Source organism: Oxynema mangrovii CENA135 (assembly GCF_016632315.1).
Lineage (GTDB): Bacteria > Cyanobacteriota > Cyanobacteriia > Cyanobacteriales > Laspinemataceae > Oxynema > Oxynema aestuarii.
In genome coordinates, this window is the sequence record NZ_JAEOXH010000004.1 from 37687 (window position 1) to 64654 (window position 26968).

At 52.4% G+C, this 26968-nt stretch carries 29 protein-coding genes; 16 read left to right on the plus strand and 13 right to left on the minus strand.

Features of this window, described 5'->3' with window-relative positions; translation table 11 throughout:
• Window positions 1-64 precede the first annotated feature (64 nt).
• Both JJD41_RS23785 and lepB read right to left on the minus strand, forming a co-directional pair.
• On the minus strand, window positions 65-265 hold the full coding sequence (locus tag JJD41_RS23785; protein WP_200670364.1) for a hypothetical protein: 201 nt from the start codon (window positions 263-265) through the stop codon (window positions 65-67).
• 10 nt (window positions 266-275) lie between these two features.
• Window positions 276-908 carry a signal peptidase I gene (gene lepB / locus JJD41_RS23790; protein ID WP_200670366.1) on the minus strand — a complete coding sequence of 211 codons (633 nt, stop codon included), beginning with the start codon at window positions 906-908 and terminating at the stop codon, window positions 276-278.
• A 312-nt stretch (window positions 909-1220) separates the two neighbouring features.
• Between lepB and JJD41_RS23795 the strand changes: the two genes are divergently transcribed.
• On the plus strand, window positions 1221-2552 hold the full coding sequence (locus JJD41_RS23795; RefSeq protein WP_200670368.1) for a dihydroorotase: 1332 nt from the start codon (window positions 1221-1223) through the stop codon (window positions 2550-2552).
• Between the two features lie 125 nt (window positions 2553-2677).
• Here JJD41_RS23795 and tsaE read toward each other — a convergent pair whose 3' ends face one another.
• Together tsaE and JJD41_RS23805 are read right to left on the minus strand one after the other, a co-directional pair.
• On the minus strand, window positions 2678-3148 hold the full coding sequence (gene tsaE / locus JJD41_RS23800; protein ID WP_200670370.1) for a tRNA (adenosine(37)-N6)-threonylcarbamoyltransferase complex ATPase subunit type 1 TsaE: 471 nt from the start codon (window positions 3146-3148) through the stop codon (window positions 2678-2680).
• Window positions 3149-3269: 121 nt separating this feature from the next.
• On the minus strand, window positions 3270-4646 hold the full coding sequence (locus JJD41_RS23805) for a gluconeogenesis factor YvcK family protein (RefSeq protein WP_200670373.1): 1377 nt from the start codon (window positions 4644-4646) through the stop codon (window positions 3270-3272).
• Between the two features lie 521 nt (window positions 4647-5167).
• On the opposite strand from JJD41_RS23805, the gene JJD41_RS23810 reads away from it, so the two are divergent.
• Together JJD41_RS23810 and JJD41_RS23815 are read left to right on the plus strand one after the other, a co-directional pair.
• Window positions 5168-5950: an ABC transporter ATP-binding protein gene (locus JJD41_RS23810; RefSeq protein ID WP_200670375.1), complete on the plus strand. Its 783-nt coding sequence runs from the start codon at window positions 5168-5170 to the stop codon at window positions 5948-5950.
• A 120-nt stretch (window positions 5951-6070) separates the two neighbouring features.
• Window positions 6071-7486: an MlaD family protein gene (locus JJD41_RS23815; RefSeq protein WP_200670377.1), complete on the plus strand. Its 1416-nt coding sequence runs from the start codon at window positions 6071-6073 to the stop codon at window positions 7484-7486.
• Window positions 7487-7929: 443 nt separating this feature from the next.
• On the opposite strand, the gene JJD41_RS23820 is transcribed toward JJD41_RS23815, so the two are convergent.
• Window positions 7930-8349, minus strand: coding sequence for an AbrB family transcriptional regulator (locus JJD41_RS23820; RefSeq protein WP_168568369.1), 420 nt, complete (start codon window positions 8347-8349; stop codon window positions 7930-7932).
• Between the two features lie 643 nt (window positions 8350-8992).
• Here JJD41_RS23820 and JJD41_RS25520 point away from each other — a divergent pair.
• Both JJD41_RS25520 and JJD41_RS23825 read left to right on the plus strand, forming a co-directional pair.
• Complete coding sequence (locus JJD41_RS25520; RefSeq protein WP_255547434.1) at window positions 8993-9115, plus strand: hypothetical protein; 123 nt, start codon at window positions 8993-8995, stop codon at window positions 9113-9115.
• A 176-nt stretch (window positions 9116-9291) separates the two neighbouring features.
• Window positions 9292-9651, plus strand: a complete 360-nt coding sequence (locus tag JJD41_RS23825) for a hypothetical protein (protein ID WP_200670379.1) — start codon at window positions 9292-9294, stop codon at window positions 9649-9651.
• Window positions 9652-9687: 36 nt separating this feature from the next.
• Here the strand turns inward: JJD41_RS23825 and lpxD are convergent, their stop codons facing one another.
• Entirely contained in the window at window positions 9688-10740 is a 1053-nt protein-coding gene (gene lpxD, locus JJD41_RS23830; RefSeq protein WP_200670381.1) for a UDP-3-O-(3-hydroxymyristoyl)glucosamine N-acyltransferase, read from the minus strand.
• Window positions 10741-10804: 64 nt separating this feature from the next.
• On the opposite strand from lpxD, the gene JJD41_RS23835 reads away from it, so the two are divergent.
• Complete coding sequence (locus JJD41_RS23835) at window positions 10805-11143, plus strand: hypothetical protein (RefSeq protein WP_200670383.1); 339 nt, start codon at window positions 10805-10807, stop codon at window positions 11141-11143.
• On the opposite strand, the gene JJD41_RS23840 is transcribed toward JJD41_RS23835, so the two are convergent.
• Both JJD41_RS23840 and JJD41_RS23845 read right to left on the minus strand, forming a co-directional pair.
• Complete coding sequence (locus JJD41_RS23840) at window positions 11140-11469, minus strand: YkvA family protein (protein ID WP_200670385.1); 330 nt, start codon at window positions 11467-11469, stop codon at window positions 11140-11142. The genes JJD41_RS23835 and JJD41_RS23840 overlap by 4 nt on opposite strands.
• Before the next feature lie 669 nt (window positions 11470-12138).
• Window positions 12139-12684, minus strand: a complete 546-nt coding sequence (locus JJD41_RS23845) for an IS200/IS605 family accessory protein TnpB-related protein (RefSeq protein WP_200670387.1) — start codon at window positions 12682-12684, stop codon at window positions 12139-12141.
• Between the two features lie 76 nt (window positions 12685-12760).
• Here JJD41_RS23845 and JJD41_RS23850 point away from each other — a divergent pair.
• A protein-coding gene (locus tag JJD41_RS23850) for an IS5 family transposase (protein WP_200664346.1) occupies window positions 12761-13521 on the plus strand; the annotation gives its coding sequence in 2 pieces (ribosomal slippage) (window positions 12761-13187 and window positions 13187-13521; 762 coding nt in all).
• Here the strand turns inward: JJD41_RS23850 and JJD41_RS23855 are convergent.
• Complete coding sequence (locus JJD41_RS23855; protein WP_200670389.1) at window positions 13424-14434, minus strand: transposase; 1011 nt, start codon at window positions 14432-14434, stop codon at window positions 13424-13426. The two genes, JJD41_RS23850 and JJD41_RS23855, sit on opposite strands and share 98 nt — an antisense overlap.
• A gap of 17 nt (window positions 14435-14451) precedes the next feature.
• On the opposite strand from JJD41_RS23855, the gene tnpA reads away from it, so the two are divergent.
• The 9 genes from tnpA to JJD41_RS23900 all read left to right on the plus strand — a co-directional run bounded on the left by tnpA (window position 14452) and on the right by JJD41_RS23900 (window position 22549).
• Window positions 14452-14901 carry an IS200/IS605 family transposase gene (gene tnpA, locus JJD41_RS23860; protein ID WP_200670391.1) on the plus strand — a complete coding sequence of 150 codons (450 nt, stop codon included), beginning with the start codon at window positions 14452-14454 and terminating at the stop codon, window positions 14899-14901.
• A gap of 62 nt (window positions 14902-14963) precedes the next feature.
• Window positions 14964-16499 carry a hypothetical protein gene (locus JJD41_RS23865; RefSeq protein ID WP_200670393.1) on the plus strand — a complete coding sequence of 512 codons (1536 nt, stop codon included), beginning with the start codon at window positions 14964-14966 and terminating at the stop codon, window positions 16497-16499.
• Between the two features lie 184 nt (window positions 16500-16683).
• Window positions 16684-18246 (plus strand): phytoene desaturase family protein, encoded by a 1563-nt coding sequence (locus tag JJD41_RS23870; protein ID WP_200670395.1) that lies wholly within the window; start codon window positions 16684-16686, stop codon window positions 18244-18246.
• A 224-nt stretch (window positions 18247-18470) separates the two neighbouring features.
• On the plus strand, window positions 18471-19076 hold the full coding sequence (locus JJD41_RS23875; protein WP_200670397.1) for a hypothetical protein: 606 nt from the start codon (window positions 18471-18473) through the stop codon (window positions 19074-19076).
• Complete coding sequence (locus JJD41_RS23880) at window positions 19006-19257, plus strand: SemiSWEET transporter (RefSeq protein WP_200670399.1); 252 nt, start codon at window positions 19006-19008, stop codon at window positions 19255-19257. Before JJD41_RS23875 ends, JJD41_RS23880 begins: the two co-directional genes overlap by 71 nt.
• Window positions 19258-19301: 44 nt before the next feature.
• The gene (locus JJD41_RS23885) at window positions 19302-20933 is read left to right on the plus strand and encodes a B12-binding domain-containing radical SAM protein (RefSeq protein WP_200670401.1); all 1632 of its coding nucleotides are present in this window, start codon (window positions 19302-19304) and stop codon (window positions 20931-20933) included.
• Between the two features lie 399 nt (window positions 20934-21332).
• The gene (locus JJD41_RS25145; protein WP_234489150.1) at window positions 21333-21599 is read left to right on the plus strand and encodes a hypothetical protein; all 267 of its coding nucleotides are present in this window, start codon (window positions 21333-21335) and stop codon (window positions 21597-21599) included.
• Between the two features lie 138 nt (window positions 21600-21737).
• Window positions 21738-21926: a CPXCG motif-containing cysteine-rich protein gene (locus JJD41_RS23895; RefSeq protein ID WP_168571773.1), complete on the plus strand. Its 189-nt coding sequence runs from the start codon at window positions 21738-21740 to the stop codon at window positions 21924-21926.
• A 164-nt stretch (window positions 21927-22090) separates the two neighbouring features.
• Window positions 22091-22549 (plus strand): SRPBCC family protein, encoded by a 459-nt coding sequence (locus JJD41_RS23900; protein WP_200670404.1) that lies wholly within the window; start codon window positions 22091-22093, stop codon window positions 22547-22549.
• A 102-nt stretch (window positions 22550-22651) separates the two neighbouring features.
• Here the strand turns inward: JJD41_RS23900 and JJD41_RS23905 are convergent, their stop codons facing one another.
• The 4 genes from JJD41_RS23905 to ldpA all read right to left on the minus strand — a co-directional run bounded on the left by JJD41_RS23905 (window position 22652) and on the right by ldpA (window position 26806).
• Window positions 22652-22861 carry a hypothetical protein gene (locus JJD41_RS23905; RefSeq protein WP_200670405.1) on the minus strand — a complete coding sequence of 70 codons (210 nt, stop codon included), beginning with the start codon at window positions 22859-22861 and terminating at the stop codon, window positions 22652-22654.
• 255 nt (window positions 22862-23116) lie between these two features.
• Window positions 23117-23617, minus strand: a complete 501-nt coding sequence (locus JJD41_RS23910; RefSeq protein WP_200670406.1) for a TIGR00725 family protein — start codon at window positions 23615-23617, stop codon at window positions 23117-23119.
• Window positions 23618-23743: 126 nt separating this feature from the next.
• Window positions 23744-25504 (minus strand): R3H domain-containing nucleic acid-binding protein, encoded by a 1761-nt coding sequence (locus JJD41_RS23915; protein WP_200670470.1) that lies wholly within the window; start codon window positions 25502-25504, stop codon window positions 23744-23746.
• A gap of 129 nt (window positions 25505-25633) precedes the next feature.
• Window positions 25634-26806, minus strand: coding sequence for a circadian clock protein LdpA (gene ldpA / locus JJD41_RS23920; RefSeq protein WP_200670407.1), 1173 nt, complete (start codon window positions 26804-26806; stop codon window positions 25634-25636).
• Window positions 26807-26968 lie beyond the last annotated feature (162 nt).

The following is a 26968-nucleotide window of genomic DNA, read 5'->3' on the forward strand; positions in this document are numbered from 1 at the left end:
TTAGCATGGTCACCTATCTGCTTTCTAATGCTAAGGCCGATCGCCGTTCGATAAGTACAATAAATTACAATAAATTACAATAATTTTGAGGCGATCTTGAAAGCAAAACCATCTCCTCGATCGCGCGATCGCCCGATTTAAGATAAATTTTCAGCATTTTAACAGTGCCGACTTGAGCGCTCAAACAAGCGGCGAACGCCCTCAAACTCGAACGAACCAACCGCGCAACCGACCGCAACGGCGATCGCACGGTTACTCGCGACAAGCGCTCCGATTTAGGGAGTAACGGAGGGAGTGACCGGATACAGGGGTTGTGGGTCGAGACCCCCGAGACGATTGGGGGGCCAGAAGCGAACCGCCGCCCGACCGATAATCCGATCTTGCGGGACGAAACCCCAATAATGACTGTCGTAACTGTTATTGCGATTGTCGCCGAGGACTAAATAGGAATCGTCCGGGACGGTCACCGGGCCGTATTGGTAATTGGGACGGTCTTCGATATAGCTTTCGCGCAAGGGGCGATCGTTGACGTAAACCCGCCCGCCCTTGACTTCTATGGTTTCTCCCGGTAACCCGATCACCCGTTTGATGAAGGCGTCCTTAAAATTTTGTCGTTGCAGCGCTTCGGTCGGCGAAAAAACGATAATGTCACCCCGTTGAGGTTCTTTGAAGCGATAAACCAGTTTATCTACGATCAGGCGATCGTTAATCTGGAGCGTCGGAAGCATCGAACCTGAAGGGATGTAGCGAGCTTCAGCCACGAAATGGCGGATTCCTAACGCTAAAACCGCACTCAAGCCAATCGTTTTGAGTCCCTCTATCCAGGGATTTTCTTGACGGGATTCGGCGTCTGCGCGATCGCCGGAATGCAATTTAGAATCGGACACGGGTTCCTGCGCGCGAGTCATAGGGTAAATAGTAATGAAAGATAACTGTTACGATAACCAAACTCCGGTTTATGGGGTTGGATTTGAGAGGCTTACCCTTTGATATTAACGTTTTTTCCAGTCCAACCGCCCAGACGAGAACGAATCGCGAAAACTCTTGAGAATTTTGAACAAACTGACACGGAATGTTGACAGTCGTTGTATTTTAACTTTAAAATAGTCAACATTTTTTGGCAATCCTCGGGAAAGTTTTCCCCAATGAAAAAACTTCAGCCCTTTTCCCGCCAGAATGCCGAACGATCGCCGTGTACGATTTGAAATCAAAGCTTAGTTATGAGTGGTCATCCCTGTTTACTGATCCGCAATGCCCGCATCCTCCAGCCCGACGGTGAATATTTGCTCGGAGATGTCGAAATCCGTGGCGGGCAAATCGTTCGGATTGCTCCCCAGATTACCTTGTCCGAACAAGATGATGCCCCATCTCAAGTCATTGACGCCGGGGGCTTGACTTTGTTGCCCGGGGTCATCGACCCGCAAGTTCATTTCCGCGAACCGGGTTTGGAATATAAAGAAGACCTCACCACCGCCACCCGAGCTTGTGCTAGAGGCGGCGTCACGTCCTTTCTGGAAATGCCCAACACCCGCCCGTTGACGATTACGCAAGCCATTCTCGACGACAAACTCAAACTGGCGTCCGAGAAATGTTTGGTCAATTACGGTTTTTTTATCGGCGCCACGCCGGAGAATTTGCCGGACTTGCGCGAAGCCAATCCCACACCGGGGATTAAAATTTTTATGGGGTCGATGAAAGGCGATTTACTCGTGGCGACCGACGAGCAGATCGAGGCGATTTTTGCCGAGGGCGATCGCCTGATTGCCGTTCACGCCGAAGACCGCGATCGCATCGAACAGCGTCGGGCCGAGTTTCGCGATCGCACCGACCCCGCCGCCCATTCGGAAATTCAAGACAACCAAGCAGCCCTGATCGCCACCCAACGCGCCCTGCGCCTCTCCAAAAAATATCGGCGACGCCTGCATATCCTCCACATGTCCACCGCCGAAGAAGCCGAACTTCTGCGCCAAGATAAACCCAGTTGGGTCACCGCCGAAGTCACCCCCCAACATCTGTTACTCAATACCAGCGCTTACGAGAAAATAGGCACCCTCGCCCAGATGAATCCGCCGTTGCGATCGCCCCACGATAACGAGGTTCTCTGGAAAGCCCTCCTCGATGGCGTCATCGACTTCATCGCCACCGACCACGCCCCCCATACCCTCGAAGAAAAAGCTAAAGGCTATCCCAACACCCCCTCGGGAATGCCGGGCGTCGAAACCTCTTTACCCTTGATGCTCACCCAAGCCATGCAAGGACGCTGTACCGTCGCCCAAGTCGCTCGCTGGATGTCCGCCGCCCCCGCCAAAGCTTACAAAATTCCCAATAAAGGTCAAATCGCCGTCGGCTACGATGCCGATCTCGTCCTCGTCGATTTGAACGAATATCGCCCCGTCTTGCGCGAAGAACTGCAAACCAAATGCGGCTGGAGTCCCTATGAGGGCTGGAATTTAACCGGATGGCCTGTCATGACCGTGGTCGGCGGCCAAGTTGTTTACAATCGCGGCCAATTTGACGACACCGTGCGCGGCAAAGCCTTGACTTTTGGTTGATTTTAGGGTTTGGGGAAGAGATAAAAGGCAAGAGTAACAAGTGGGGTGGGTACCCTTCGGCGGCGATCGCGAAGACGAGCCCGCCTGCGATCTCTCTCAATCTAAAATCTAAAATCCCAACTTCCTCAGATTATCTCTTCCCAATCCCCAACCCTCTCAATGGTGGCCGATCTGCCGCGATCGCAGTGGGTGAGGGCAATCCGCAAATAGTCGGAAGGGAGATAAGGCAATCGGGCCGACCATTCGATCGCCACGATCCCTGGTTCGACCTCGATCCCTTCCCAATAACTTTCTAAATTCAAACTCGGAATATCTTTCGGTTCCAAACGATATAAATCGAGGTGGTACAGTGGCAGGCGACCGTCGAGATATTCCACAATCAAGGTAAACGTCGGACTGACGATCGCCTCATCGATTCCCAACCCTTCTCCAATCCCTTGAACGAGGGTTGTTTTGCCCGCACCCAGATCGCCTTCGAGCAAAATTACCGTACCCGCCGGACACCGTTCGCCCAAGCGCTTGCCCAGCGATCGCGTCGCCTCTGCATCCGCCAACCACAATTCAGATTTTTTGTGCTTTCTAACGTCTGGATTCATCGCTTTTTAGAGGCAAGACAAGGGAGTAGGAGAGGGGATTTGAGATTTGAGATTTGAGATTTTAGCTCGACACCGTAACACGTCCGTTGTGACCGCGTTGCTAGTCCGTATTCCCGATGCTTTACTCTTTACTCGCTATCCCCTGAACCCGGGCATACCAACGTAACAAGACTCGTCCCAAGAATTGGGAATTATGGCGGACGTAACCCGTTTTCGGATCTTCATCCATAACATTAGCGACGACGACCTGACGGCCCAACTTGGCCAAATCTTCGCGATCGAGAAATACCGGATGGGAATTATCTTGAGCGTAGCGAATCAGGGCTTGAGCGGACGGGACTTGACTCTGAGCCAAAACCGAATCGAACAGAGGACGACCGCAGGCGCGATCGATCGCCTTGACGTGATCCGCGACCGTATACCCTTGGGTTTCCCCCGGTTGAGTCATGATGTTACACACGTAAATTTTAGGAACGTCCCGACAGGCGATCGCCTCCGCAATTTCCGGTACTAACAAATTGGGAATCACGCTCGTATAGAGGCTTCCGGGTCCCATAATAATCAAATCCGCCTCGCGAATGGCCTGCACCGCTTTCGGTAAAGCCGGGGGATTGCCGGGAATGCAACCAATTTTGACAATATTGCCCCCAGCTTCGCTAATGCGCGATTCGCCTTCGATTTTGCGACCGTCTGCCAATTCGGCCCATAAATGAACGTCACAAAGGGTCGCGGGTAGCACCTGACCGCGTATGGCCAACACTTGGGAACTCGCCGCCGCCGCCCGTTCCAAATCTCCGGTAATATCCATCATGGCCGTCAGAAATAAATTTCCGAAACTATGTCCGGTCAGTCCTTCTCCGGCTCTAAAACGATATTGAAATAACTCCGTCAATAACTTCTCTTCCGCCGCCAGCGCCGCCAAACAGTTGCGGATATCTCCCGGCGGCAACACGCGATTTTCGCGACGCAGGCGCCCGGAAGAGCCGCCATCGTCGGCGACGGTGACGATCGCCGTAATATTGGCGCTATATTGTTTCAACCCGCGCAATAAGGTTGAAAGCCCCGTCCCGCCACCGATCGCCACGATCCTCGGGCCGCGACTGAGGCGGCGGTGGTCGATCAGTACGTCTACCAGTTCGCGATCGCTTCCCGGACGCAATACTTCTGTAATCGAGCCGACGGTGCGGGTTTGTCCCCACAAAATCAAAACGATGCCGCCGAGCATAACGAGCGGACCGCTAATATAACTGGGAACGAGATTGGTAATTGTGGCTAAAAAGGTCTCGATTAACTGAATCCCGTAATAAATCGGGGTCAATTTAATCCAAATTGACAATCCCAAGAAGGCCAAAAAGACCCCACCCGCACTGATGAGAACCCAACGCTTGACAAATAACCCGGGAGCGAGCCATTTAAACCACTGGTTCACCCGGGTACGGCCAACTTGGGAATCTCGCTTAAACGCAAATAAAGCTTGTTTGAGTAGAGCAATAAACATAGGCTCGATACAGTGATGGGGGATCGAACGTCCGCCAGATCGATCTCAAAATTACGGCGTGGATTCCAGTCGGACGGCGAACGGGAAATCCGGTAGTAGCAAAAAGACGATGGATAGTTCCGATCGTTCGGCCATTTGCCTAGAGGGCCTGCGCCAGTGTCTAGTAATTATTCCCTACCAAGATATACTGCATCCGACTGATTGAGAACAGCGATCGCCCAAACCGTCCATAGCTTATCGAACACCCAGGGCTTCTATCAATCGTCTGTGTTATGGGGTGGGGAGTCATCTTGAAATTTTGGCCGATCGCCGTCGTCCACTCCAGAAGTTGGTTCGCGGCAACAGACTCGGCAAATGGGCACGGGGCGATCGCCCCGGCGGCGAGCCTTAAGACCTCAGACTTCTATACCGATCTTGGGGTTTCCTTTCAGGATGGGCGATCGCATCCCTTAACTATTTAGAATCTAAAATCTAGAATCTAAAAAACCCGAGCCAGCGATCGCCTCCCAAAAATACAGCTCATGACCGAACCGTTAATCCAACTCAAGGGAATCTCTAAAGCCTTTGGCAATAACGTCATCCTCGATCGCGTCGATCTCTCCATTTATCCTTGTGAAGCCCTTTCGATCATCGGGCCGTCGGGAACCGGAAAATCGACAATCTTGCGAATTATCGCAGGCTTGCTCGCTCCCGACGAAGGAGAAGTTTACATTCAAGGCGAGCGCCGCCAAGGATGGGTAGATGACCTTGCCGATCCGATCGGGATCGGGATGGTCTTTCAAAATGCCGCGTTATTCGACTCGCTCACCGTCGATGAAAATGTTGGATTTCTCCTTTACCAGCATTCTAAATTACCTCGGCGTCGCATTCGCCAACTCGTCAGTGAAAAATTAGAAATGGTAGGATTGCCCGGAATTGGCACTCTTTACCCGGCGGAACTCTCCGGCGGGATGCGAAAGCGGGTGAGTTTTGCCCGAGCCATTATGGCCAATCCCGAGGATCCCAAAGCCAGCCCGGAAGTCTTACTCTACGACGAACCCACCGCCGGATTAGATCCGATCGCCTCGACGGTGATCGAAGATTTGATCCGCGACTTACAAGCCGCTCAAGGGGGGTGCAGTACCTACGTGATGGTTACCCACCAACAAAGCACCATTCGCCGGACTTCAGACCGTATCATTTTTCTGTACGGGGGAAAGATAGAGTGGGAAGGCAGCGTCGCCGACAGCCAAAGCACGGATCATCAAGCTGTCCAGCAATTTTTTAGTGGCAGTATTGACGGCCCGATTCAAGCTTTTGGCTGACTCGATGGTGGGGGAGTCGTGAGGTCACCCCTGCCGAACCCGGAGAATTTGCGGGTGGTGTTTTGGGTGGATGTCGAGCTTGGGGGGCAGACGAACGTGAAATGACTATCAGGAGAAATTATGCGATCGCGAACACTCAGAGAAGGATCGGTCGGGTTGTTAATTCTCGGCGCTTTGGGTTTATTTGGCGGGATTGTCTTGTGGTTGAAAGGGGTGACCCTCGGCCCGCAAAGTTACCGGATTTTAGTCGAGTTTGCCAATGTCGTCGGAATGCAAGAGGGGGCCTCGGTTCGTTATCGCGGGGTCAAGGTCGGTAGAATCAGCTCGATTCAACCGGGAACGAATGGGGTTGAAGTCGAACTGACGATTTCGCCGCCGGATTTGGTGATGCCTTCAGAAGTCCTGATCGAAGCCAATCAAGGGGGGTTAATTGGCGAAACGGTGGTCGATATTACGCCCCTCAAACCCGTGCCCACCCGCTCGGCGAATGCGCCAAAACCGTTGGATGCTCAATGCAATTCCGATGAAATCGTCTGCGCTCGCGATCGCCTCAAAGGGCAAATTGGCGTTAGTTTTGACGAATTGGTACGCGGATCGATTCGTTTTACGCGCTTGTTTAGCGATCCGGCCTTTTTTAATAACCTTAATTCTCTGGTCCAAAATACGACGGCAGCGAGTGCCGAAGTGACCCAACTCACCCGACAAATCAACGTCCTCAGTCAGTCCGTCCAAAAAGAATTGACGGCGGTTTCGAGTTCGACCAATCAATCGGCGCTGGCGATCGCCACGGCGGCCCGTCAAATCGGCAATGCGGCGGGGGAGTTCGGTTCGATCGCCGATGAAATCGGCACCTCGGTCGGCGAAATCGGCGGTGCGGCCCGTCAATTTGGGGCGATCGCCGACGATATCGGCACCTCTGCCAACCGCCTCAATTTGACCACGGTGGAGGTCTACCGCCTCGTTTCTAATGTTAATTCTCTCGTGGCCAGCAATCGCGGCACCCTCGTTTCGACCCTCAACAATCTCAATCAAACCAGCGAGCAAGTCCGCCAGACGATCGCGGCGATCGCCCCGACCTTAGCCAATGTAGAAGGTCAAATCGGAGGCGGCAATTTTGGCACGTTATTCGACAATCTCAATACCCTCGCCAATAATGCCGCCGAAGTGTCGGCCAATGCTGCCGAAGCCTCTGCGGCCCTGCGCGAGTTTTCCTCGGCGGTCGGAACCCCCACCAATCTCTTGCTGCTGCAACAAACTCTCGATTCGGCTCGCGCTACTTTCCAAAATGCCCAAAAAATCACGTCGGATCTCGACGAACTCACCGGAGATCCGACGTTACGGGAAAATATCCGCAATTTGATCGAAAGTTTGAGCGATTTGCTCTCTTCTACCCAACATTTAGAGCAACAAACCCTTTTAGCTCAAAGCCTCGGCACCCTCTCGTCTACGGTTCACTCCGCGACGGCTCACGATCCGAGTGCGCTCCCTTCCGTGTCTGTAGAGGCGATCGAGCCTTCTGCTTCTCAATCTCCCTAATCGATGCTCGTTGTTGGCAGATCTGAGGGAGTTTAGCTTAAATTTTAGATTTCCGATGGAGGGGGTTGCTTTCTACGGAAGCGGGTAGATCGGCTTTGTGGTGACCCGATTTCCCGCACCCCACTCCCGATTCCCGTCTCTGGAGACGCGAACCCGATGTCTGTCCCAGGAATTTTTCGCTTTCGTCTGCTCCCTTCCCTTCCCCATCCTGACTTTCCCATAAAATAACCCCCTCATTTCTCGACAAATTGGCTGCCGAGAATATGAGTGGGAAATCGGTTAACGGTAAAAGCCTTTTCGGGAATTGAAGTGCAATTACCGTTCGATGGTATGCCAGGCGACAGCGATCGCCTGTCAGCGATTTTTTGGCATAGTCGAATCGCGAACTGGGGAGGAAGGGCGATCGCCCGCCGCTTTCCTTCCCCGATCCGGCGACTTTTTGCTTATTCTTCGTCTTCTAACAGTTCGTCGTCATCGAGGTCGGAGCCATTTTTATCCGCACCCACCTGGATCAGGTGAATGTGTTTGTAGCCCAACTTAATTTCAAACTCATCGCCGGGTTTTAATCCCATCGCATGAGTGTAAGTGGAACCGATGACGATTTGACCATTTTTGTGGACGCTTACCCGATAGGTCGGCTCGCGACCGCGACCATCTTTTGTCCCTTCAGGACTCAGAGGAATGCCGCGAGCAGCCAGAACCGCATCATAAAAATCCGTTAGATTTACGCGGGTCTGGTTATTTCTTGTTGTCGTGTAGTATCCGCAGCGCTTTGCAGTTTCTCTCCGGGGTAAGTGCGAGAGTTCTTTTATTTTTTGAAGTAGCGCTTTTCCCGTCAGGGGGCTTGTAGCTGTTTCACTCATCGCTTTGCAAAATATCCTTCGATCTCTATGATAGGAAATCTAGGCTCATGTTTGTACTCGGCCTTATAAAAATATATCCTTAAATTGATGGATTTTGACAAGTCTTTTTCTTAATTTCGATCGATAGTCAACATAATTTAATCAAAATTGGACCTTTGAGGGCGCAGGTCGGGGAAATTTTGGGAAAAATTTTCCCGTCGAATCGGACTCGATTGTGTTTTTGCAGCGCGCCCGTGGGAAATCCGCACTATTATAATGAGGCGCGATCGTGGGTTGGGCCTCGGAGTAGGACTCTCTTACCTAGAAAAAAAGATTGAGGGAGGGAAAATAATTTTATTCCCGGGCGCTCCGATACGATCGCGGCGGTCGTAACCCCTACCCTTGTCGGTCTTCTATACCTTACAGTGCCAAACCCGCGCCGATCGCCCGGGAATAAAAACGATAAGAAATTTTCATGCATTGACTAGGGGAAAAGCCGTTTTTTTGTCAGCGTTGGCGGCGACCCGGGCGACGCTTCGGCACTCTATGGGAGGTCGGTTGCTTTTGGAGCCGCACTCCTCGGGAATGGGCGATCGCGCCGCTTCAAAATCCCCTCAATCGGGCAGATTTTTAAGAGATCTAAACCTTACCCGTTGAGATCGGATTGCCCAATTTTAGGTGCGAACAAGGGACAAGCGGAACCGAAAATGGGGGGGTCGGGGATGGCGAGGCGATCGCCGAGGTCGGCGGCGACGGGGAAGAACTAAAACCGATCTTTGGATATTGACAAACTTGGATAGGGATGGGGCGCTTGTTCTTTAAAAAAGTCGGGACGATCTGGGGCAATTCGATCGCTTAAATCGAGCTTAGATCGCTCGAACCCGGTGGGGACTCGATTTCAAGTCGCCGCGCCGATCGTCGGATTCCCGGCGCCTCGAAATCGAGGACGAAGGGGGAGGGTTCTTGCCAAGAAAAGATCGCGATCGCGCGTTCGCCGCTCGCCGGATTTCGATCGGAGCAGACCCGCTCAAATCTTTGACTCTCAACATTAAACCTTATTCCACGATCGCCGATCGATTTCACGATTTCCATGCCCCATCGATCGTCGGGACGAGACCGATCGCCCGGAACGATCGCCGGACCGAGAAGCGCTCGAAAGTCGGTTATTTTTCACTGAATTGGAACCCTACACCGTCGGCTCCATTTCCACTGTTACCGAGGAAACAGACCGAAATCGCGACCGGGGTGCAATGGCGCGCTCGTAACGATTGCGACTTAGAGCTCTACGAGGGGGAAAATTATCGCGCGATCGCCCGATTTTAGCCCCTTATCCACTCTCCAGCCCGGGCGATCGATGGCTTAATTGTTACTATTTTTTTCCAACTGACGTTGAACGTCCTTGAGCGATCGATAAATCTCCGGCAGTCGATTGTAAATGGCTACCGCTTTCAACCAAAGTTTATTATTAATCGCCGGATACCCCGAAACGATCTCCCCGGGGGCGATATCGCTGTGGATCCCCGATTTCGCCGAGGCGATCGCCCCGTCCCCAATCCGCACCTGGTTGGAAACGCCCACCTGTCCGGCGAGGATGACCCGATCGCCCACGCGAACCCCTCCCGCCAAGCCGACTTGGGCGGCGATCGCGCAATTTTCGCCGATCTGGCAGCCGTGACCGATTTGCACTAAATTGTCAATTTTCGTCTGGCGACCGATGCGGGTTTCGCCGACGGCGGGACGGTCGATGGTGCTGTTACTGCCGACTTCTACCCCATCTTCTAAAACCGTGCATCCCGATTGTTCCATTTTGACCCAGCCGTTGTCTGTCGCCACGAAGCCGAACCCTTCGCCGCCAATGACGACCCCACTATGAATGACACAATCGGCGCCGATGCGCGTGCGTTCGTGAATCGTACAGTTGGCGTGCAAGATCGCGCGATCGCCGATTTCGACATCGGGATAAATCACGGTGTTGGCGTGCAAACAGACCCGATGGCCAATTTTGACTCCGGCGCCGACGGTTACGTGCGGTCCGATATAAACCCCTTCGCCGATCTCCGCCTCCGGATCGACGGTGGCACTCGGATGAATTTCGCTTTCGGGATGAAAGGGTTGGTAAAATAGGGCGATCGCCCGGGCAAAGGCGAGCCGGGGTTCTCGGGTACTCAGCCAGGGGATAGCGCGCTCGTTCGCCCGCGCCTGAATCCCTTCGTCTGGGGGCAAAATTAAGGCACTGGCTTGGGTCGTGGCGATTTGGGGGGCAAATTTGGCACTTTCGACATAACTCAAACTCGCGGTGATGGCGTCGTCGATCGCCGCTACTCCGGAAATCTCCGGATCCCCTTGTGCGGTGTCGAGGCGACTGTCGAGGACTAAATCGCCGAGTTGTGCTATCAGTTCGCTAAATTTCATAGGTGGGTTGAGCCTGGAGGAGAAATGGCGATCGCGAAGCGACTCCAAAGGAGTCAGCAGAATCGTGCTGTGGGGTTTTTGGAGCGAACAAGACCGGGCGATTGTCGAGTTGCTTGCCAATCCAATTGTTAAGGATCGACGAGACGAGGCGATCGCCGTGGAAAGCGATCTCAACTCTGCCATCGTATCATCGATCGGTGGGTCGAAAAACTGTAATTTTTACCCGGCGATCGCCCCTTTTGAATCGACGATCGTCCCTCGAAGAACCGCGCCGGGCGATCGTCTCCGGGGCGATCGAAAATCGTCCCCTCAACGGGGACTCGCCATTAAAAAACAACCCCACTCCCTAGGTCTGGAGTCGGGCTGTCTTTGCGAAGGTAACCCCTGGGGCGATCGCGATTAATCTAACTCGGAAACGGGAGTGCCGGAGGCTTCTACATCTACCGTGGTCGTCGCGTTCTCGCCATTGACGGCAAAGTCAGAACCCTGACGGTCGCGATCGCCTTGCCGAGATTTGAAGTAGTCCATCGTCATTTGCGAGACTTCGGCAACGAGCAAACTGATTACCGCAAGATCGTCAATTTGTCCGACAATTGGCAGGAAGTCCGGCGAAATATCAAACGGACTCAAGACATAAGCCAAGGTTCCTAGAATAATCCACCAGCGATATTTCGGATTGCGGAGGGTATTGCGATACCAGTTATAGATGGATTGGATGGAATAGCTCATAAATGTAGCCTTTGACCGATTTCTTCCATCCTGACAAAAACGGTTGGGGATTATCAGTGTAGAGATCCGTCCAAACCCCATTGCGGATTCGACGGTTTGGCATTGAAAATAACTGCTTTTCCTCGCGTTGAGGATTCGGAAATCCCCCGAGTGCGAGCGATCGCTCCCGCCGGGGTTGCGGTTCTCCCTAGAATCGAGGCGATCGTGAGGAGCTAACCAGGAGAGAATCGCGGACGCCTCGATCCAGTTTCTCACACCCTCGGCGATCGCCACCGTAGCCCCGGGCGATCGCCTGCCCGACGAGAGCGATTTTCACATTCTTGAGCTAGACTGGATCTAAGAGAATCTCGGATAAGTTCGCCCCCGATCGTCGGGGCGATCGCCCGTATTCGCGAACGGGAGCGAGGGGTCTCATTTGGGGTCGTCGTGTCGTCTAGTCCCCCATCGGTGACTCGGTGTTGCCGTCGGCTATCGGCCATCGAGATCGCAACCGGATCGGATTGAGGAAAAATCAAAAAAAGATAAAAAATTGTAGTCCTATCTTATAGATAGAAGACGGTAGGGCTTGACTGGAGGGTGCCTCCCCTTCTCGTCCGAAGGTAGGAACCAAAGATCGGGCGATCGCGAAATTCTAGATTCTCGATCCTGTCGTATTCGTGAATGCTCCGCTCATGACGCTTCGCGTTCATAAGCGGCTTCCCAATCCCATAGCAGAGAGAGGGTGACCGGCATTCTCGGTGTAGCGCAGGAACTTCGGCCTTTCGCTACCTGCCCGTCCTTTCGGCGGGTCAGCTTCAGTTTGTAAGCCAAGTATCGAGCCGCGATATTGTAGCTTGCTGACAGATCGGCGTTGTACCGCTTCCCATTGGCGAATGTCGCTAATTCGTACTGAGTTTTAGAGCGTCGCACCTTGCCGCTGCCGTCAAAAGCCCAAGAGGACGTACCCCGAGCATAAACATACTCGGTTTTACCCCCAACTTCCTGAAACTTCTCCTGTGTCAGTAACACCAGACGGCGATGCAGCCAGCCATGAAACCTCTGCTTCAGGTTTGACCGCTTCATGCCGCCTTTGGGACGCCAGCCCTTCAGGTTTTCAAAGACGATCGTACTGGCTCCATGCTCCAGGGCAAAATTGACGATTTGCCGAGATACCTGCTGGGCAATGTTGGCGTTGATGCCTTTTGCCTTGCGGTACGGAGTCTTAGGGTCTGTCATCAATTAAGAAAATTGACAAAAATAGTGAAATGTGTGTAGCCTGCTACCCGTTCACTCAAGATAGCTCAAAACCGGGATGAAACGGCGTTACGCTTTACGAGACGACCAATGGCAACGCATTGAACACCTGCTTCCGGGTCGTCCGGGTACAGTTGGGGTCACAGCTAAAGATAACCGTTTATTCGTCGAAGCCGTGTTGTATCGCTTTCGAGCAGGGATTCCTTGGCGAGATCTTCCCGAACGCTTTGGGGATTTTCGAGTCGTCCACACACGCTTCACTCGCTGGTCAAAAACTGGGGTGTGGGAGCGCGTTTTCCAAGTCCTCTGCGAGGAAGCCGATAACGAATATGCTGCCATCGATTCCACCATTGTGCGAGCGCATCAGCACAGTGCTGGAGCATCAGGGAGTTCAGCCGAAGAGGAAAATATCGGTCGTAGCCGAGGCGGGTTGAGTACGAAAATTCATGCGGTGGTGGATGCTTTGGGGAATCCCATATCTTTTTTTTAACTCCCGGTCAGGCCAGCGATCTAGTCGGTGCCGAGCGGTTGCTACCATCAGTGGAAGTCCAGGCACTGCTAGCGGATAAAGCTTACGATGCCGACGAACGAGTCAGACAACCGTTGCACGAGCGAGGGATTGAAGTCGTCATTCCCTCGAAAAAGAATCGAAAACAAGCCCACGATTACGATCGATTCTTGTATCAAACCCGACATCTGGTGGAAAACTTCTTTGCCAAGCTCAAACAGTATCGAGGGATTGCCACTCGTTATGACAAGCGCTCGGTGAACTTCCTGGGTGGCATTTACCTGGCTGCATCCGTGATTTGGCTGGCTTAAATGTCCGCAGGCGCTTTCCTCCACATTTGGTCACTTTTGTCAACCTACATAATTGATGACACGCCCTAGCAAATCCACGGTGCAACGTTTTGGTCTTTCGCGCCTTTTGTCGGATGATGTTGGCCTGTTTGTCTCGACGGTCGCCGTTCCGCTGGACGCAGGTTCCAGCGGCTGCGGCGACTTCGTCTATGTCAGAGGCCGGATGAATGAACTTCCGTGCCAATACAGTGCCGTCTGGACAAACAATCGAGGCTGTAGCCAGGGTGTTAATTCCCACATCTACAGCGCACACCACATCAGTTTCCCGCTTAGGCGGGACGATTCCGAAGGGTACTGCCAGATGGCAGTGCTTCTGGGAAATGACTAGGTAGGGAGACTTGATGGAGCCGATTAGATGCCGATGCCGTTTGCTGGCAATCGGAATTTCTGCCCAGACCCAATCAGAGCCATTCCAAACCTTAATCCAGGCCACCAGCAGGTGAACGTCGAACTTCACCAACTGCCCTTTGTAGAGTGCCGGATAACATTCGGCATCCACATTAAAAGCAGGTGGCTTAGCATCCCGACGCTTCCGAACGCCTGAGTGCCATTCTCGGTATCGAGTCAGGTAGGACGAAACCTGTCCTTTCACCAACTCGATAGCGGCACGACGCAGGTAGGACGGGAACTTGTAGAACCGTTTCTCGAAATAGAGATACTTCGGATTTGGATTCTTGCTGGTGCGATGGATGAGCTTTTCCACTGCCGCGCAGAAGCTTTTTGCTGCAACCAGTTCCGGCCAGTGGCCCATGACCACATAGCTCAGAGCTTTGCAGTAAGCCCGGTACTCTTCAACCGTGGCCAAGAGATGAAGTCTCACTTCTGGCGATGGTTGCAAGCCCCATTTGTTAGTGCGTACAATAGCTTTACTCATAATGAAGTAATTTTAGCATGGAACGGGATTTTGTAACCCTGAAGACGAGAAATCACAGCGCTTACAGGCTGTGCTATCACTTAGTTCTGTCCATGAAGTATCGGCATAAATGCCTGAGTGCAGAGATGCTGGACAGGCTGGAGGTGATATTCACCGATTTGTTGGTCAAGTGGGGAGGAGAGTTGATTGAGTTTGGCGGGGAGCCTGACCATGTTCATCTGCTGTTCGAGGTTGACCCCACAGTTAGGCTCTCTGACTTTGTGAAAAACTTGAAGTCGGTATCAGCCCGAAAAATGCGCCAGGAGTTTGCGCAGCAGCTACGCCCCTTCTACTGGAAGCCTTACTTCTGGAACCGGGCCTATGGCCTGATTACGACCGGAGGACGGGCTAACATCGAAACTCTCCTGAAGTACATCGAGAATCAGGATAACCCGCGCAAACTCCGTCCGCCGCTAACTAGCGAATGACGCTTCGTGTTCATTCGCTAGTTAGCGGCGGTTTTGCTCAATCGGATAAGGAGGAATGCCCGATGTTATTACCGTTTCGCAAGATGGCGATCGCCGCGATCGCCCTCTTTTCCCTTTCAATTCCGAGCGATCGCGCGATCGCGACCTCCATCGGCGACTTACTCCCGGATTGGTCTCCGGAAAAAGCCGTGACCACCAACATTAAAGACGCGCGGGCGATCGCCGACTGGCTTGACGAGTTCCCCGGAACCGTTCCCGACCCAGCCGATGCCTCCTTGGCGTTCGCCCCCGGTTACTATCGTTTCACCGTTCAAAGTTACTGTCTGCACGCCGGAACTTACGCCCCGACCCAAGGGGACGGCTATCTCCTCGCGACCCTCGAAGGTAACCGGGCCGAACTGATTCGGGCGATTTTACAGCGATCGCTCGCGCAAGCGCAGATCTCCCAACAAGATATCCAACGCTTGATTTGGGGCATCGAAGCGGGCGCCAATTTCAGCCAATATCCCCTCGATTTTCAAGTGCGAATCGCGCCGTTACTCGAACCGTCGGAAATCGCCGCCCTCAGTATCGACGTCGAATCGATCGCCGGACGCCTCATCGGTCGCTTGATCCCGGATTCGCTCAAACGCGCCCTCAATCTCTATCGCGACATCCGCCAAACCCTCACCAACGCCCAAGCGACTTACGAAGACCTCGAACGAATTGCGATTCTGACTGGAGTCGCCCCCACGGGGAAAGACAGTCGCACGATCGATCCGGGCAACTGGAATTATGCCGGAGACGGATTTTATCTGCGAACCTATCCCCAAAGTTATCCGACCACGACGGTCGAACTGTTGCGTCCGGCGGCTTATCGCCTGCAACGGGACGCCCGAGGACGGATTATTGTATTTGAAAGTGGCAACTATCACATCGAAACGACCTACGACGATACCCCGGGAGACGATCGCCTCGTCTCTCCCGACGGCGAAATTGTGCCGATTTGGCGGTTCCGTCGCCTCCACTTTAGCGGTCCGCAAGCGGGGGACGAGTGGACGGTAGAAAATACGGGCTGGATCGTGGCGTCTTCCGAAGGGACGGACTACGGCGATCGCCCGGGCGCCAAACTTGCCGCGATTTCAGTGAAAACGACCTCGGGCGATCTCGCCCGACCGCAAATCCTGGCATCCGGGGGCAATGGCGAACCGACGTGGAAAACGTATCGCGATCGCGTCGATTCCGCCCGCGAAAAATGGGAAAAACTCGATAACTACCGTCAAGAACTCGAACGCGCCAATCGACCCCCCAGCGAAGACGCAATCCGCGATTTGACCGATTTAACCCACTATCGAGATGGACTCGAAGCGGCTAAAAATCCCGCCGATTTAGAAGGAAAAGGCGAGTGGTTTCGCAACCACCTCGGACGAGTGACTAATGGGTGGAATTACGTGAATTGCGTCTTAGCGGGCGAATGCGACCCGCCGGGAGACGAATTCGACCGCGATCGCGGCGATCGACCCAAACCGTTCGATCCTAGTGGCCAAGTGGCCGTTCCCGGCAATACGGTCAAGCAGCGTCTCGGTCTTTCCGGACGATTGCAATCTCTCCCGCGTTAGGGCGATCGTTCCTATTTTTAACCCATTGATTCGCCCTCTCTCGGCGCGATCGCTCCCCCGTTCCCTCCCGGCGATCGCCCACCGTTTCAGTTCAAATTTGTTAAACTTTCACTATTCATTTTTCCTTTTAATTTTCCATGACCTCAACTCAGCTTAACCCGCCATTCTTTGGAGATTCAAACTTATGGAAACCTTCGATTACATCATTTTTGGAGCCGGATTGGGCGGACTCTCTGCCGCCGCTTGCCTCACCCGTCAAGGCTATCGCGTCGCGGTTTTAGAAAAACATTACTTACCCGGCGGTTGCTGCCACACCTTCGACTACGGAAATTATAGTTTTTGCGCCGACGTTCACTACATTTATCAATGCGGTCCGGGTCAGACGGTCGATCGCTTTTTCAACTACATCGATCGCCCCATTGCGTTTAACTCCCTCGACCCCGATTGTATCGATCGCATCATCACCCCAGACGCCGACTTTCCCATCCCCCTCGGTTGGGAAAACTTACGCCGACGCCTCCTCGCCGAATTCCCCGAAGAAGCCACCGCCATTCATGACTATTGCGACGAAATCGCCCAATTCAATGCCGAAGTTCGCCGTCTCGGTCGGGAGGTTCACTGGTACGATCGCCATCTCGCCGATTGGTTAAAATTGCCGAAATACTGGCACTTATTCCGCCGCCGTCATTGGACGTTACAAGACCTCTACGATCGCTGCGGACTTTCACCGAAATTACAAGCCATTTTAGCCGGACAAAGTGGCGATTACGCCCTGCCTCCCGCCGAAATTGCCCTCTTGAGTCATACCGCCGTCGTTTGGAATTATTCCGAAGGCGCTTACTATCCCAAAGCTCATTTCAAAGCCTTTGTCGATACTATTGTTGACGCTATTGGTGAAGGGGGAAGTGCGGTTTTACTGTCCAATCCTGTCGAACATATTGACGTTCGCGATGGGGAAGTCAAAGGGGCGATCGCCGCCGGAATTCGCTACGAAGCTTCGCGAGGCTATATTAGCGATTTAGATCCGAAACTGACGGTTTCTTTAATGCACGATGGAACCGGATTGAGCGATCGCGAACGCCATCGCTTGACCGCTTACGAATATTCGGCCAGTGCGTTTAATATTTACCTCGGTTTAGACGAACGTTTCGATCCTAAAGCTTACGGCATTGGCAATTGGAATATTTGGTATTATCCCACGGGAAATCTCAATCGGGAATATCAAAAACAACTCGAAGGCAATCTCGAACATCCCTGGATCTTCCTATCTTCTCCGACGTGCAAATCCGACGAACCGGGAATGGCACCGGAAGGCCATCACGTACTAGAAATTGCCACCGTTTGTCCTTACGAACCCTTTGAAAAACTGCACGACAGCGATCGCAAAGCATATCGATCGCTCAAACGGGAATTTTATCAAAAAATAATGCAAAGCGTTCGCGATTTAATTCCCGATGTCGATAAATATGCTCGTTTGAAAGTCTACGGGACTCCGACGACGAGCGAATATTATTTAGGTCAACCCCAAGGCAATATTTACGGCGCGAAGTTAATCCCGCAACAAGTCGGTTTAAATCGATTGGGATATACGACGGACTTGCCAAATTTGTTTTTTGTGGGAGCTAGTTCGGGGTATCCCAGCGTTCCCGGTGTCATCGGAAATGGCATGAATTTGGTATCTCTACTGACCGGGATATCGATTGGGAAACAATCGCGCGATCGCGCGGAAGAATTAGTCAAAATTTAGTCACTTTTTAAGCGTTTTTAACCCCTAAATAGGGTGTAAAGTTATCAGTTTCAGGGACACGGCAATGCCGTGTCCCTACAGAAATTTGGCGAATTGCTAAGATCGATATGGGATTCAACGGATTTAAAACTACTATATAATTTTCAGATAACTTTAAAGTGAAAAACTAATTTTTTTAAGCCGATCGACGATCGATTGACAAAAATTCCACTACAGTAAATCTTATGACTCTAAAACCTTGCCGGGAATGCGAACGAGAAGTGAGTACGGAAGCGATCTCCTGTCCCCATTGTGGCGCGCCTTATCCGACCCAATCCCATTGGAAAGGTCCCGGATTTGAATGGCGATCTGAGACGACGTTGTGGGGGTATCCGTTAATTCATATTGCCTTCGGTCGCAACGGTCGCGGCGGTCTGCGAGTGGCGAAAGGTATCGTCGCCATCGGACAATTTGGCATCGGCGCGATCGCGATCGCTCAATTTGGGATCGGCTTTTTATTCAGTTTTGGACAAGTTACATTCGGCGCGATCGCGATCGCGCAAGTCGCCGCAGGGATATTATTTGGAATGGGACAAGTGGCGACTGGATACGAGGCGATCGGTCAGTGGACATTCGATCGCTCTTTTTGGTCTGCGATCGAGTCTAATTCTCAAAGAAAATTCATCGAAAAATCTACAAATTTGTTCGATCCAGTTTCGCCCACATCGACTCACTTCGAGCCTGTTAAAATAACCCCTAGCTGCCGTTCTTTATTCGCTTATGATAGTGACTTTTCTCGGATTACTCGCCGGAACGTTAACGACGATTTCTTTTCTTCCCCAAGTCATTAAAACCTGGAAAAGTAAATCGGCTAAAGACGTTTCTTTAGAAATGTTTTTGATTTTCTGCTCTGGCGTCTTTCTCTGGATCGTTTACGGTATTTTAGTCGGCGATGCTCCCGTAGTTATCGCTAATTTTGTTACTTTTATTTTAGCTTCGACAATCTTATGGCTTAAACTAAAATATAGATAAACTTTCGTGTCGATCGTACCGTTCCTTTACCTCTAAAATTGCCCGTGACTTCTACCGCTTTTGATGCCGAACGCCTTTTATTTACTCCCGCCATTCCCGACGCCGATGCGATTGAGCTTATCTATGCTTTTCCTAACGACTACAGCATCGGAATTACCAGTCTCGGCTATCAAATTGTCTGGTCTACCCTCGCCAGTCGTCAAGATGTCGCCGTTTCCCGCCTCTTTTTAGACCTCCACGAACCTTTACCGACGACCCCGGAATTATTCGGATTTTCCGTATCTTGGGAATTAGATTATGTCAACATTCTCGGTCTGTTAGAATCTCTTAATATTCCCATTCGTGCGAGCGATCGCGGCGCCGGAGATCCGCTAATTTTTGGCGGCGGTCCGGTCTTGACCGCCAATCCCGAACCCTTCGCCGACTTTTTCGACCTCATCCTCCTCGGCGACGGCGAAAATCTCCTCGGTGCTTTCGTCGAAGCTTACAAAACCGTGCGATCGCGCGATCGGGCCAGTCAATTGCGCGCTTTAGCACGAGTTCCCGGCATTTACGTGCCTAGTTTATATCAAGTTACCTACGATCGCCCGGACGGTGCGATCGCGGCGATCGAACCCGTCGATCCTGACATCCCCGAACGCATCGCCAAGCAAACCTATCGCGGAAATACCCTGTCCGTCTCTCCCGTGGTCACGGAAAAAGCCGCCTGGCCCGATATTTTTATGGTCGAGGTGGTCCGCAGTTGTCCGGAAATGTGCCGTTTTTGTCTCGCCAGTTACCTCACTTTGCCGTTTAGAACCGCCAGTGTCGATGCTTCTCTCATTCCGGCGATCGAACGTGGATTGACCGTCACCCGGCGTATCGGCTTACTCGGCGCGTCGGTCACCCAACATCCGGAGTTTTCTCACTTACTCGACTATCTCTGTCAGCCCCAATTTGACGACGTGCGCCTCAGTATTGCGTCCGTCCGCACGAATACGGTCACCGAACAACTCGCACGAACTCTCGCGCGACGGGGGACGAAATCCCTCACGATCGCCGTCGAAAGTGGCAGCGATCGCGTGCGAAAAATTATTAATAAAAAACTGGAAAACTCGGAAATCATCGACGCCGCCATTAACGCCAAAGCCGGAGGATTGAAAGGCTTAAAACTCTATGGAATGGCGGGAATTCCAGGAGAAGAAGCCGAAGATTTAGAAGCGACGGTCGAGATGATGCGATCGCTCAAAAAAGCCGCGCCGGGTTTGCAACTGACCCTCGGATGCAGCACTTTTGTCCCTAAAGCGCACACGCCGTTTCAATGGTTTGGGGTCAACTCCGAGGCGAAAAAGCGCTTGAAGAAATTACAAAAAGAATTGGGACGGTTAAAGATCGATTTTCGTCCTGAAAGTTATAACTGGTCCGTGATTCAAGCCTTGATTTCGCGAGGCGATCGGCGCGTCTCCCACTTGTTAGAATTAGTCCGTCATTATGGCGATTCTCTCGGGAGTTATCGCCGTGCATTTAAACAATTGCACGGACAACTCCCAGACCTCGACTTTTACGTTAGCGAGAACTGGGATTTAAACCAAATCCTCCCCTGGAATCATCTTGACGGTCCGTTACCTGTAGCAACCTTGAAAAAACATCTCGACGACGCGAGTCGTTATTTTCCCGCTTCTACAAAGCTTCCCTAATTTAGCTATGACGAGGGGAACGATAACAGAGGAAGCTATATATTTTAATTTGACGATTCCATCGAGCTAAATTCATCCGTCATTGGCTTTGTCCGATCGACGAATTCCTCGATCCCCGAACCGATCGGAATCGTCATCTTCTCCTCAATTCTTATAATGGACATTCTGAAAAGAAGGTGTTACAACGAAAGAGTCATCTACATGAAGGGTCAGACCCCTCATTAAGCCATGAAAGCTGCAAAATCTTCGATCGTTTTACTCCTAAGTTCGGTGACCTTACTTTTCTTAACCTCTGTCGTTCGTGGGGTAGAACTGAATTTAAAACAAAATAGCAGTCTAAACAAACAAGTCCATTCAGAATCGGTAAGGCGTGCTAGACAATTTTGTGGCAATCGCGAAATGAGAGTTGAAGGATATTTTGAGACGAAGAATTTTTTCATACACCTTTGCTACGATAGCAATAACGAAATTTGGTATTATGGAATCGCTAAAGGTTCGGAAGCTGAAGCGATCGGCCCGTTGTACACTTATACGGAAGAAGGAACGGGTTATGTCGTCGAAAATGGGGACTATACTTACATCGTTACCGGATTGAGCTTGAGTATTTACGAAGGGAATAACTTGCTACAGGAAGAGCCTGTGATTAACAGTCACCACCGCGAATAATCAAGGGTGAAAGATTACAGAGTAACAATTTTTCTCATCGGTGCGGTTGTTGATGGGGATGCAAGCGGCGATCGCATTCATTCCCTTGAGGACTTTTAACCCGTTAAAATGGTAAAAGACCTCTCTACTGTTATAAAAATGGACAATACCGCCGAATATTGTTGCGCGTACTGCGGCGAATCGAATGCGACGTTTATCGACTTCAGCGCCGGAACCCATCAATCTTATGTAGAAGACTGTCAAGTTTGCTGTCAGCCGAATATTTTATATGTTCGTATCGATGAAGATACCCTCGATATCGAGATCGATAGCGCACCGGAAAGTTAACCGTTTATGAGTTTTATTGCAATTGTTAATTGGAGGGTGTTAATGGGGGGGATTCTGGCTGATGTGAGAACGAGCGATCGCCTCGGGTTAACGGATAAGTTTGACAAGTTCTACCGACCCGAAACATAACCCTAAAACATAACCATAAAACTTATACTACAATTATGCTGCATTTCGAGTATTCGTCTTTAATTAATGCTTCGGTAGAGACGGTCTGGCAATTCCACGAACGTCCCGATATTTTAGATATTTTAACGCCTCCGTGGCAGCCCGTGCGGGTCGTGCGGCGCGATCGCGGGTTGGAGGTCGGGTCGATCTCGGAATTTCTGATTTTTCTCGGTCCGTTTCCCGTTCGCTGGGTCGCACGTCATACCGCCTGCGAAACCCACCGCCTGTTTGTGGACGAACAACAAAGCGGACCGATGGAATTTTGGATGCACCGCCACGAATTTAGTGCGGAAAATGGGAAAACTCGACTCACCGATGCGATTGAATATGCAATTCCGGGGGGATGGTGGAGCGAATTATTATTGGGTTGGTGGGTCGAATCTCGACTTCGGGACATGTTTCGCTACCGTCACGAAGTCACCCAACGGGAATGCGAAAAATTAACAGAAACTTGAGGGAGAGAATAAGTATTTTTACTCTTTTCAGGTCTTACAAAAAGTGAAAAAGCGGACATTTCGCCCGCTTTTTACACGCTTTTTCCGATTGTAAGAATCGCGTTACTTCACTGCACGAGCGTTCATGGTTTCGTGCTGATGTTCTTCGTGTCGTCGTTGTTCGACTAACAATTCCCGCGCTTCTTCATCGGTATTTCCTTGACTGGATTGATGAATCTCTTGATTGGCGCGACGGGTCATCGATTCGTGCTGGTGTTCTTGTTGGAGTCTTTGTTCTGCCAGTTTTTCCCGCGCTAGTTCTTCCGCATTCATAGGGATTTTCTCCAATTCAGTTTTTATTTGTGATCTTACTGTGACATAATTTGGGTCAAAAGATAGCAAAAATAACAGATTTTTTGAAAAAAGTTACGATCGCCTCCCGCCGAGGCCGATCGCCGTTCTGGGAACGGACGGGGAGCGATGCATTAATTGTATTTTTTCAATGCAATTCATTTAAAGTTTAGAATCACTTTTTATCCAGCGATCGATTAATATCTTTTCGTGCATTCAAAAAGTATATAAACCGCTTTACTCGAAGCGATCGACGATCGCGCAGGTACGGGCGATCGCGGCTTCCACGGAATCGACGACGATCGCCCGTTGCGGCGACAAACTTTGAAAAAATCGGTGACTTTCGGGACGGTCGTTAAGTATAATTACTTTTTTATTCGCTTTCAACGCCAAGGCAATTTCCGACGCCGTCCCCGGACCCATCCCGCAGGCGATCGTCACGTCGCTGGCTAAGACATTGATATTGTTGCGGGCGCTTCCCATCCCCGTCGGAATGGCGATATCCACCGCCTCGGAAACCCCCAGGCGATCGTCCGTCGGTAAAATCCCCACGGTCAAGCCTCCCGCACTTTTGGCGCCCCGATTCGCCGCATCCATGACGCCGACGTTGCGCCCTCCACTAATCAAAACCCAGCCGTGGCGGGCGATCGCCGCGCCGAGTCGGTAGGCGCGATCGCAGTCGAGTTTCGTCGCACCCAACCCCGGACCCATAATCCCGATCGCAATTTTGCTCCCCATTTTTAACCTCGATCGTCCCCTTCAAATCAGCGCATCCGGCGGTCAATCCCACAAACAAAAGCCCGTTATTTTATGTAACGAGCTTTTGTGAGTTGTTGGTAAAGTAAGGAAAGTGAGCGATTGGCTTCACGCCGGATAAATCCGCAGGCGGCGGTTGGGTTCGTCGCCGAAACTGCACGATTTCAGACGATAATGTTCGACGAGTTCGTGCTGCATTTTGCGAACTTTGGGCGATCGCGGCAGCAATTCCACGGGTTGTCCTTTCGGTAGCACGATTTGCTCGACCGCCAAGCGCGCTTCTTCCAGGGCTTCGATTTCGTCTTCGCTACCACTTTGCGAAAACAAGCTCAAATCCGTGACTTCCTCTAGCGCATCCCCATCCATGTGCAGCAATCGCTTGAGGGCGTGAGTAATTTGAGGAATGCTGCTGGCTTTAATCGTATAGATCGGGAGTTGGCGATTTTTCGCCATTTGGCGCAATTTCGAGTGATTTTTGACGTGCGATCGCAGGGCCAAGACGGCATCGGCGCCGTCGATATCCTTCGTCGTCACCACGGGTAACGATAACGTCCGGATGACGCGATCGAGTTGGTGGCGGCTGACCGCGTAAGTGTAAACGTGAAGCGGCAAATCTTCGCCATTCGGCCCGCTTGCGCCCATCGCGAACTCGTCATCGACCCCCCGGGACCTTTCGCCTCGGTAGGATTGCGAATAAAGCGATTCTTCGAGCATCTGCTCGAACGATTTATGTTCGCTGCCGAGTTCGCGATCGCGGCGCCCCGGGCGATCGCCCCGATTTTGCATTGGAAGCGCCTTCATCTGGCCCGACGCGCGCCACCCGGTGGCGCCAAAGGGGGGCGCCGCCACTGTGGGCAGTCCTTGCGGTTGGGGCAGTTCGCGAGTAATCGTCACCTTCCCGCTTTCGCTAATCGTGCGGATTTGCGGCGTCGGTTGGCGACCGCGCAACAAGCAATCCACCGTTTCCGCGACATTCTCATGAACGACCCAGCGCTGGCGCTCGATCATTTCCACCGCCACCTCGAACGTCGGCGGCGCCTTGCGTTCGAGTACGGTTTTCTGAGACCCGCGCCGTCGCGCTTCGTCGTCGCCCAAGGTCACCGACTGGATGCCCCCCACGAGGTCGGAAAGGGTGGGGTTTTTGATTAAATTTTCGATTTGATTGCCGTGGGCCGTTCCCACCAGTTGCACGCCGCGTTCGGCGATCGTGCGCGCCGCCAGGGCTTCGAGTTCGGTTCCGATTTCGTCGATTACGATCACTTCCGGCATGTGGTTTTCCACCGCCTCGATCATGACCTTGTGTTGCTGTTCCGGCGTCGCCACTTGCATCCGGCGCGATCGCCCGATCGCCGGATGGGGGATATCGCCGTCCCCGGCAATTTCGTTCGACGTATCGATAATCACCACCCGTTTGTGGAGGTCGTCGGCGAGAACTCGCGCAATTTCGCGCAAGGCCGTCGTTTTCCCCACCCCCGGGCGTCCTAGCATCAAAATCGACTGACCCCGCTCGACTAAATCGCGAATCGTGCCGATCGTGCCGAATACTGCACGTCCCACCCGCAAGGTCAAGCCGATAATTTCTCCCTGGCGGTTCCGCATGGCGCTAATCCGGTGCAGGGTTTGTTCGATTCCGGCGCGGTTGTCGCCACTGAATTCGCCGACTCGTGCGATGGAGTAGTTGAGATCGTTGCGAGAAACCGGGAGATCGGATAAATATTCGGCGCCTTCGGGAAAGCGCGCTTCCGGAATACGACCCAAATCCATGACCACCTCAACCAAGCTGCCCAATTGCTCTTGTTGTTCTAAGGGAGTACGAATACTCTCGGGCAGAATGTCGAGTAGTTTGTTGAGGTCGTCGGTAATCTGCATCCTTCCTAAATCGACGTTTTCCATAGACCCTGGCGATTCGGCTGGATTGTTTGGGTTGATGGGTTCAATTCCCTCTGGTTTCACCATAGATTGAGTGATGTCAATGAGCAGTAAATAAACGAACGGTCGTTAGCTCTCCAATGGAGCAGATGGTTTCCGGGTCATCGTCGCATCGATTGCAGGAGTGTAGTCGTTTGTAGTATGTTGTAATTCTATAGGAATTTTGAGTGGGGAAACCAGGGAATCCGCTAAATTCACCGCTTCGCGCAGTAAATCGGGCTGCTGTTCCAACGGCATGACCTCGGGGGTCTCCGTCCCGTCGGCGATTTCGAGTTGGTCTAATACGGGAGCGAGTAAGGCGCGGGCGTAGCTACCGTAGGCAATTCCGGCGATTGCTTGCTTATCGGCGCCGGAAGCGGTGCGCAACAAGCCTTGTTGCTGGAGTTTGGCGACCGTATGGTGATTGGTGCCGCCCGCAAGCTGCACGTGTCCCGGTAAGTCCGCCGCCAGCACTTTGCGGGCAAATTTAACGGCGGCGTGGGTGGTTCCGGCGCCGATATCGCCACTCATGGGGCGACCGTCGGTTTGCCAAATCAGGGGACACGGAAGTGGCGCGATCGCCGCGTACAGCGATCGCAGATAATCGATCGACCCTTCAGCGTCCGGGCAGCTAATCGCTAACACCTGCAGTCGGTTGACTTTCGGCGCGATCGCCTCCCACAGCCGTTTGAAATCCTCCAACCGTCCGACTTGAGTATGAATTTCGATTGCATCGATTCCACTGTCGAGAATCAGTTGGGCGATCGCCCCCGGCGCCACCACGTAGGATCGGGTAACGATCTGGCCGATCGGACAAACGGGCAGACAGCGCCCGCAGCCGTAACACAGCTCGTCAATCACCCCGGATCGCGACGTCTCGAAGCGGATCGCCCGCGCCGGACAAATCCGCTCGCACGGGCGCGGACAATCCGACGGACAAATCGCCGGGTTAAATTCAGCTTTTCTAAAATGCGGATCTTCGCCGTCGTTCAAACTCGCCATCAATAAAGGACGACGGAGGTTTCCCCCGATCCCCAGGCGATCGCCTCGTGATGCGGCGACCTCTAGCGCCGCCTCAATACCTTGTTTGGCTGCCGCGATGACGGCTGGATCGGCTGCAACATCAATGCAGTCAGCCCCCGCCAGAGTATAAGCCAGAGCAAGATTTCGCACCGCCGGAAGGTGTCCGAAACTCGCACCGCAGATCAGTTTGAACCAGTGGCCTTGACTGAGCGCCTTCAAAGGAGAGTTAACGTGGATCACCCCTATATGCTAATGCGACTCTTGCAAAATTGGGAGGTCAAAATTGAGATTCCCATCGGTCTCGACTGGCGCCTCTCGTTCGCCCCGATCCCCCGATTTACCGAGTTTTCTCTATATCTAGCGATCGCCCCCTCCGGGAACCCCCAAATCTAGAGCAGCACG

What these genes read in the sequence shown, in the direction of transcription:
- JJD41_RS23905 (WP_200670405.1), bottom strand. Translation starts at nt 22,861, where the DNA reads ATGAATGCGGAAGAACTAGCGCGGGAAAAACTGGCAGAACAAAGACTC.
- JJD41_RS23880 (WP_200670399.1), top strand. Translation starts at nt 19,006, where the DNA reads ATGATAGTGACTTTTCTCGGATTACTCGCCGGAACGTTAACGACGATT.
- JJD41_RS23795 (WP_200670368.1), top strand. Translation starts at nt 1,221, where the DNA reads ATGAGTGGTCATCCCTGTTTACTGATCCGCAATGCCCGCATCCTCCAG.
- JJD41_RS23815 (WP_200670377.1), top strand. Translation starts at nt 6,071, where the DNA reads ATGCGATCGCGAACACTCAGAGAAGGATCGGTCGGGTTGTTAATTCTC.
- JJD41_RS23915 (WP_200670470.1), bottom strand. Translation starts at nt 25,504, where the DNA reads ATGCAGATTACCGACGACCTCAACAAACTACTCGACATTCTGCCCGAG.
- JJD41_RS23870 (WP_200670395.1), top strand. Translation starts at nt 16,684, where the DNA reads ATGGAAACCTTCGATTACATCATTTTTGGAGCCGGATTGGGCGGACTC.
- JJD41_RS23855 (WP_200670389.1), bottom strand. Translation starts at nt 14,434, where the DNA reads ATGAGTAAAGCTATTGTACGCACTAACAAATGGGGCTTGCAACCATCG.
- JJD41_RS23840 (WP_200670385.1), bottom strand. Translation starts at nt 11,469, where the DNA reads ATGAGCTATTCCATCCAATCCATCTATAACTGGTATCGCAATACCCTC.
- JJD41_RS23910 (WP_200670406.1), bottom strand. Translation starts at nt 23,617, where the DNA reads ATGGGGAGCAAAATTGCGATCGGGATTATGGGTCCGGGGTTGGGTGCG.
- JJD41_RS23900 (WP_200670404.1), top strand. Translation starts at nt 22,091, where the DNA reads ATGCTGCATTTCGAGTATTCGTCTTTAATTAATGCTTCGGTAGAGACG.
- JJD41_RS23895 (WP_168571773.1), top strand. Translation starts at nt 21,738, where the DNA reads ATGGACAATACCGCCGAATATTGTTGCGCGTACTGCGGCGAATCGAAT.
- lepB (WP_200670366.1), bottom strand. Translation starts at nt 908, where the DNA reads ATGACTCGCGCGCAGGAACCCGTGTCCGATTCTAAATTGCATTCCGGC.
- JJD41_RS23810 (WP_200670375.1), top strand. Translation starts at nt 5,168, where the DNA reads ATGACCGAACCGTTAATCCAACTCAAGGGAATCTCTAAAGCCTTTGGC.
- JJD41_RS23820 (WP_168568369.1), bottom strand. Translation starts at nt 8,349, where the DNA reads ATGAGTGAAACAGCTACAAGCCCCCTGACGGGAAAAGCGCTACTTCAA.
- JJD41_RS23875 (WP_200670397.1), top strand. Translation starts at nt 18,471, where the DNA reads ATGACTCTAAAACCTTGCCGGGAATGCGAACGAGAAGTGAGTACGGAA.
- JJD41_RS23845 (WP_200670387.1), bottom strand. Translation starts at nt 12,684, where the DNA reads ATGACAGACCCTAAGACTCCGTACCGCAAGGCAAAAGGCATCAACGCC.
- tnpA (WP_200670391.1), top strand. Translation starts at nt 14,452, where the DNA reads ATGGAACGGGATTTTGTAACCCTGAAGACGAGAAATCACAGCGCTTAC.
- JJD41_RS23805 (WP_200670373.1), bottom strand. Translation starts at nt 4,646, where the DNA reads ATGTTTATTGCTCTACTCAAACAAGCTTTATTTGCGTTTAAGCGAGAT.
- JJD41_RS25145 (WP_234489150.1), top strand. Translation starts at nt 21,333, where the DNA reads ATGAGAGTTGAAGGATATTTTGAGACGAAGAATTTTTTCATACACCTT.
- lpxD (WP_200670381.1), bottom strand. Translation starts at nt 10,740, where the DNA reads ATGAAATTTAGCGAACTGATAGCACAACTCGGCGATTTAGTCCTCGAC.
- tsaE (WP_200670370.1), bottom strand. Translation starts at nt 3,148, where the DNA reads ATGAATCCAGACGTTAGAAAGCACAAAAAATCTGAATTGTGGTTGGCG.
- JJD41_RS23865 (WP_200670393.1), top strand. Translation starts at nt 14,964, where the DNA reads ATGTTATTACCGTTTCGCAAGATGGCGATCGCCGCGATCGCCCTCTTT.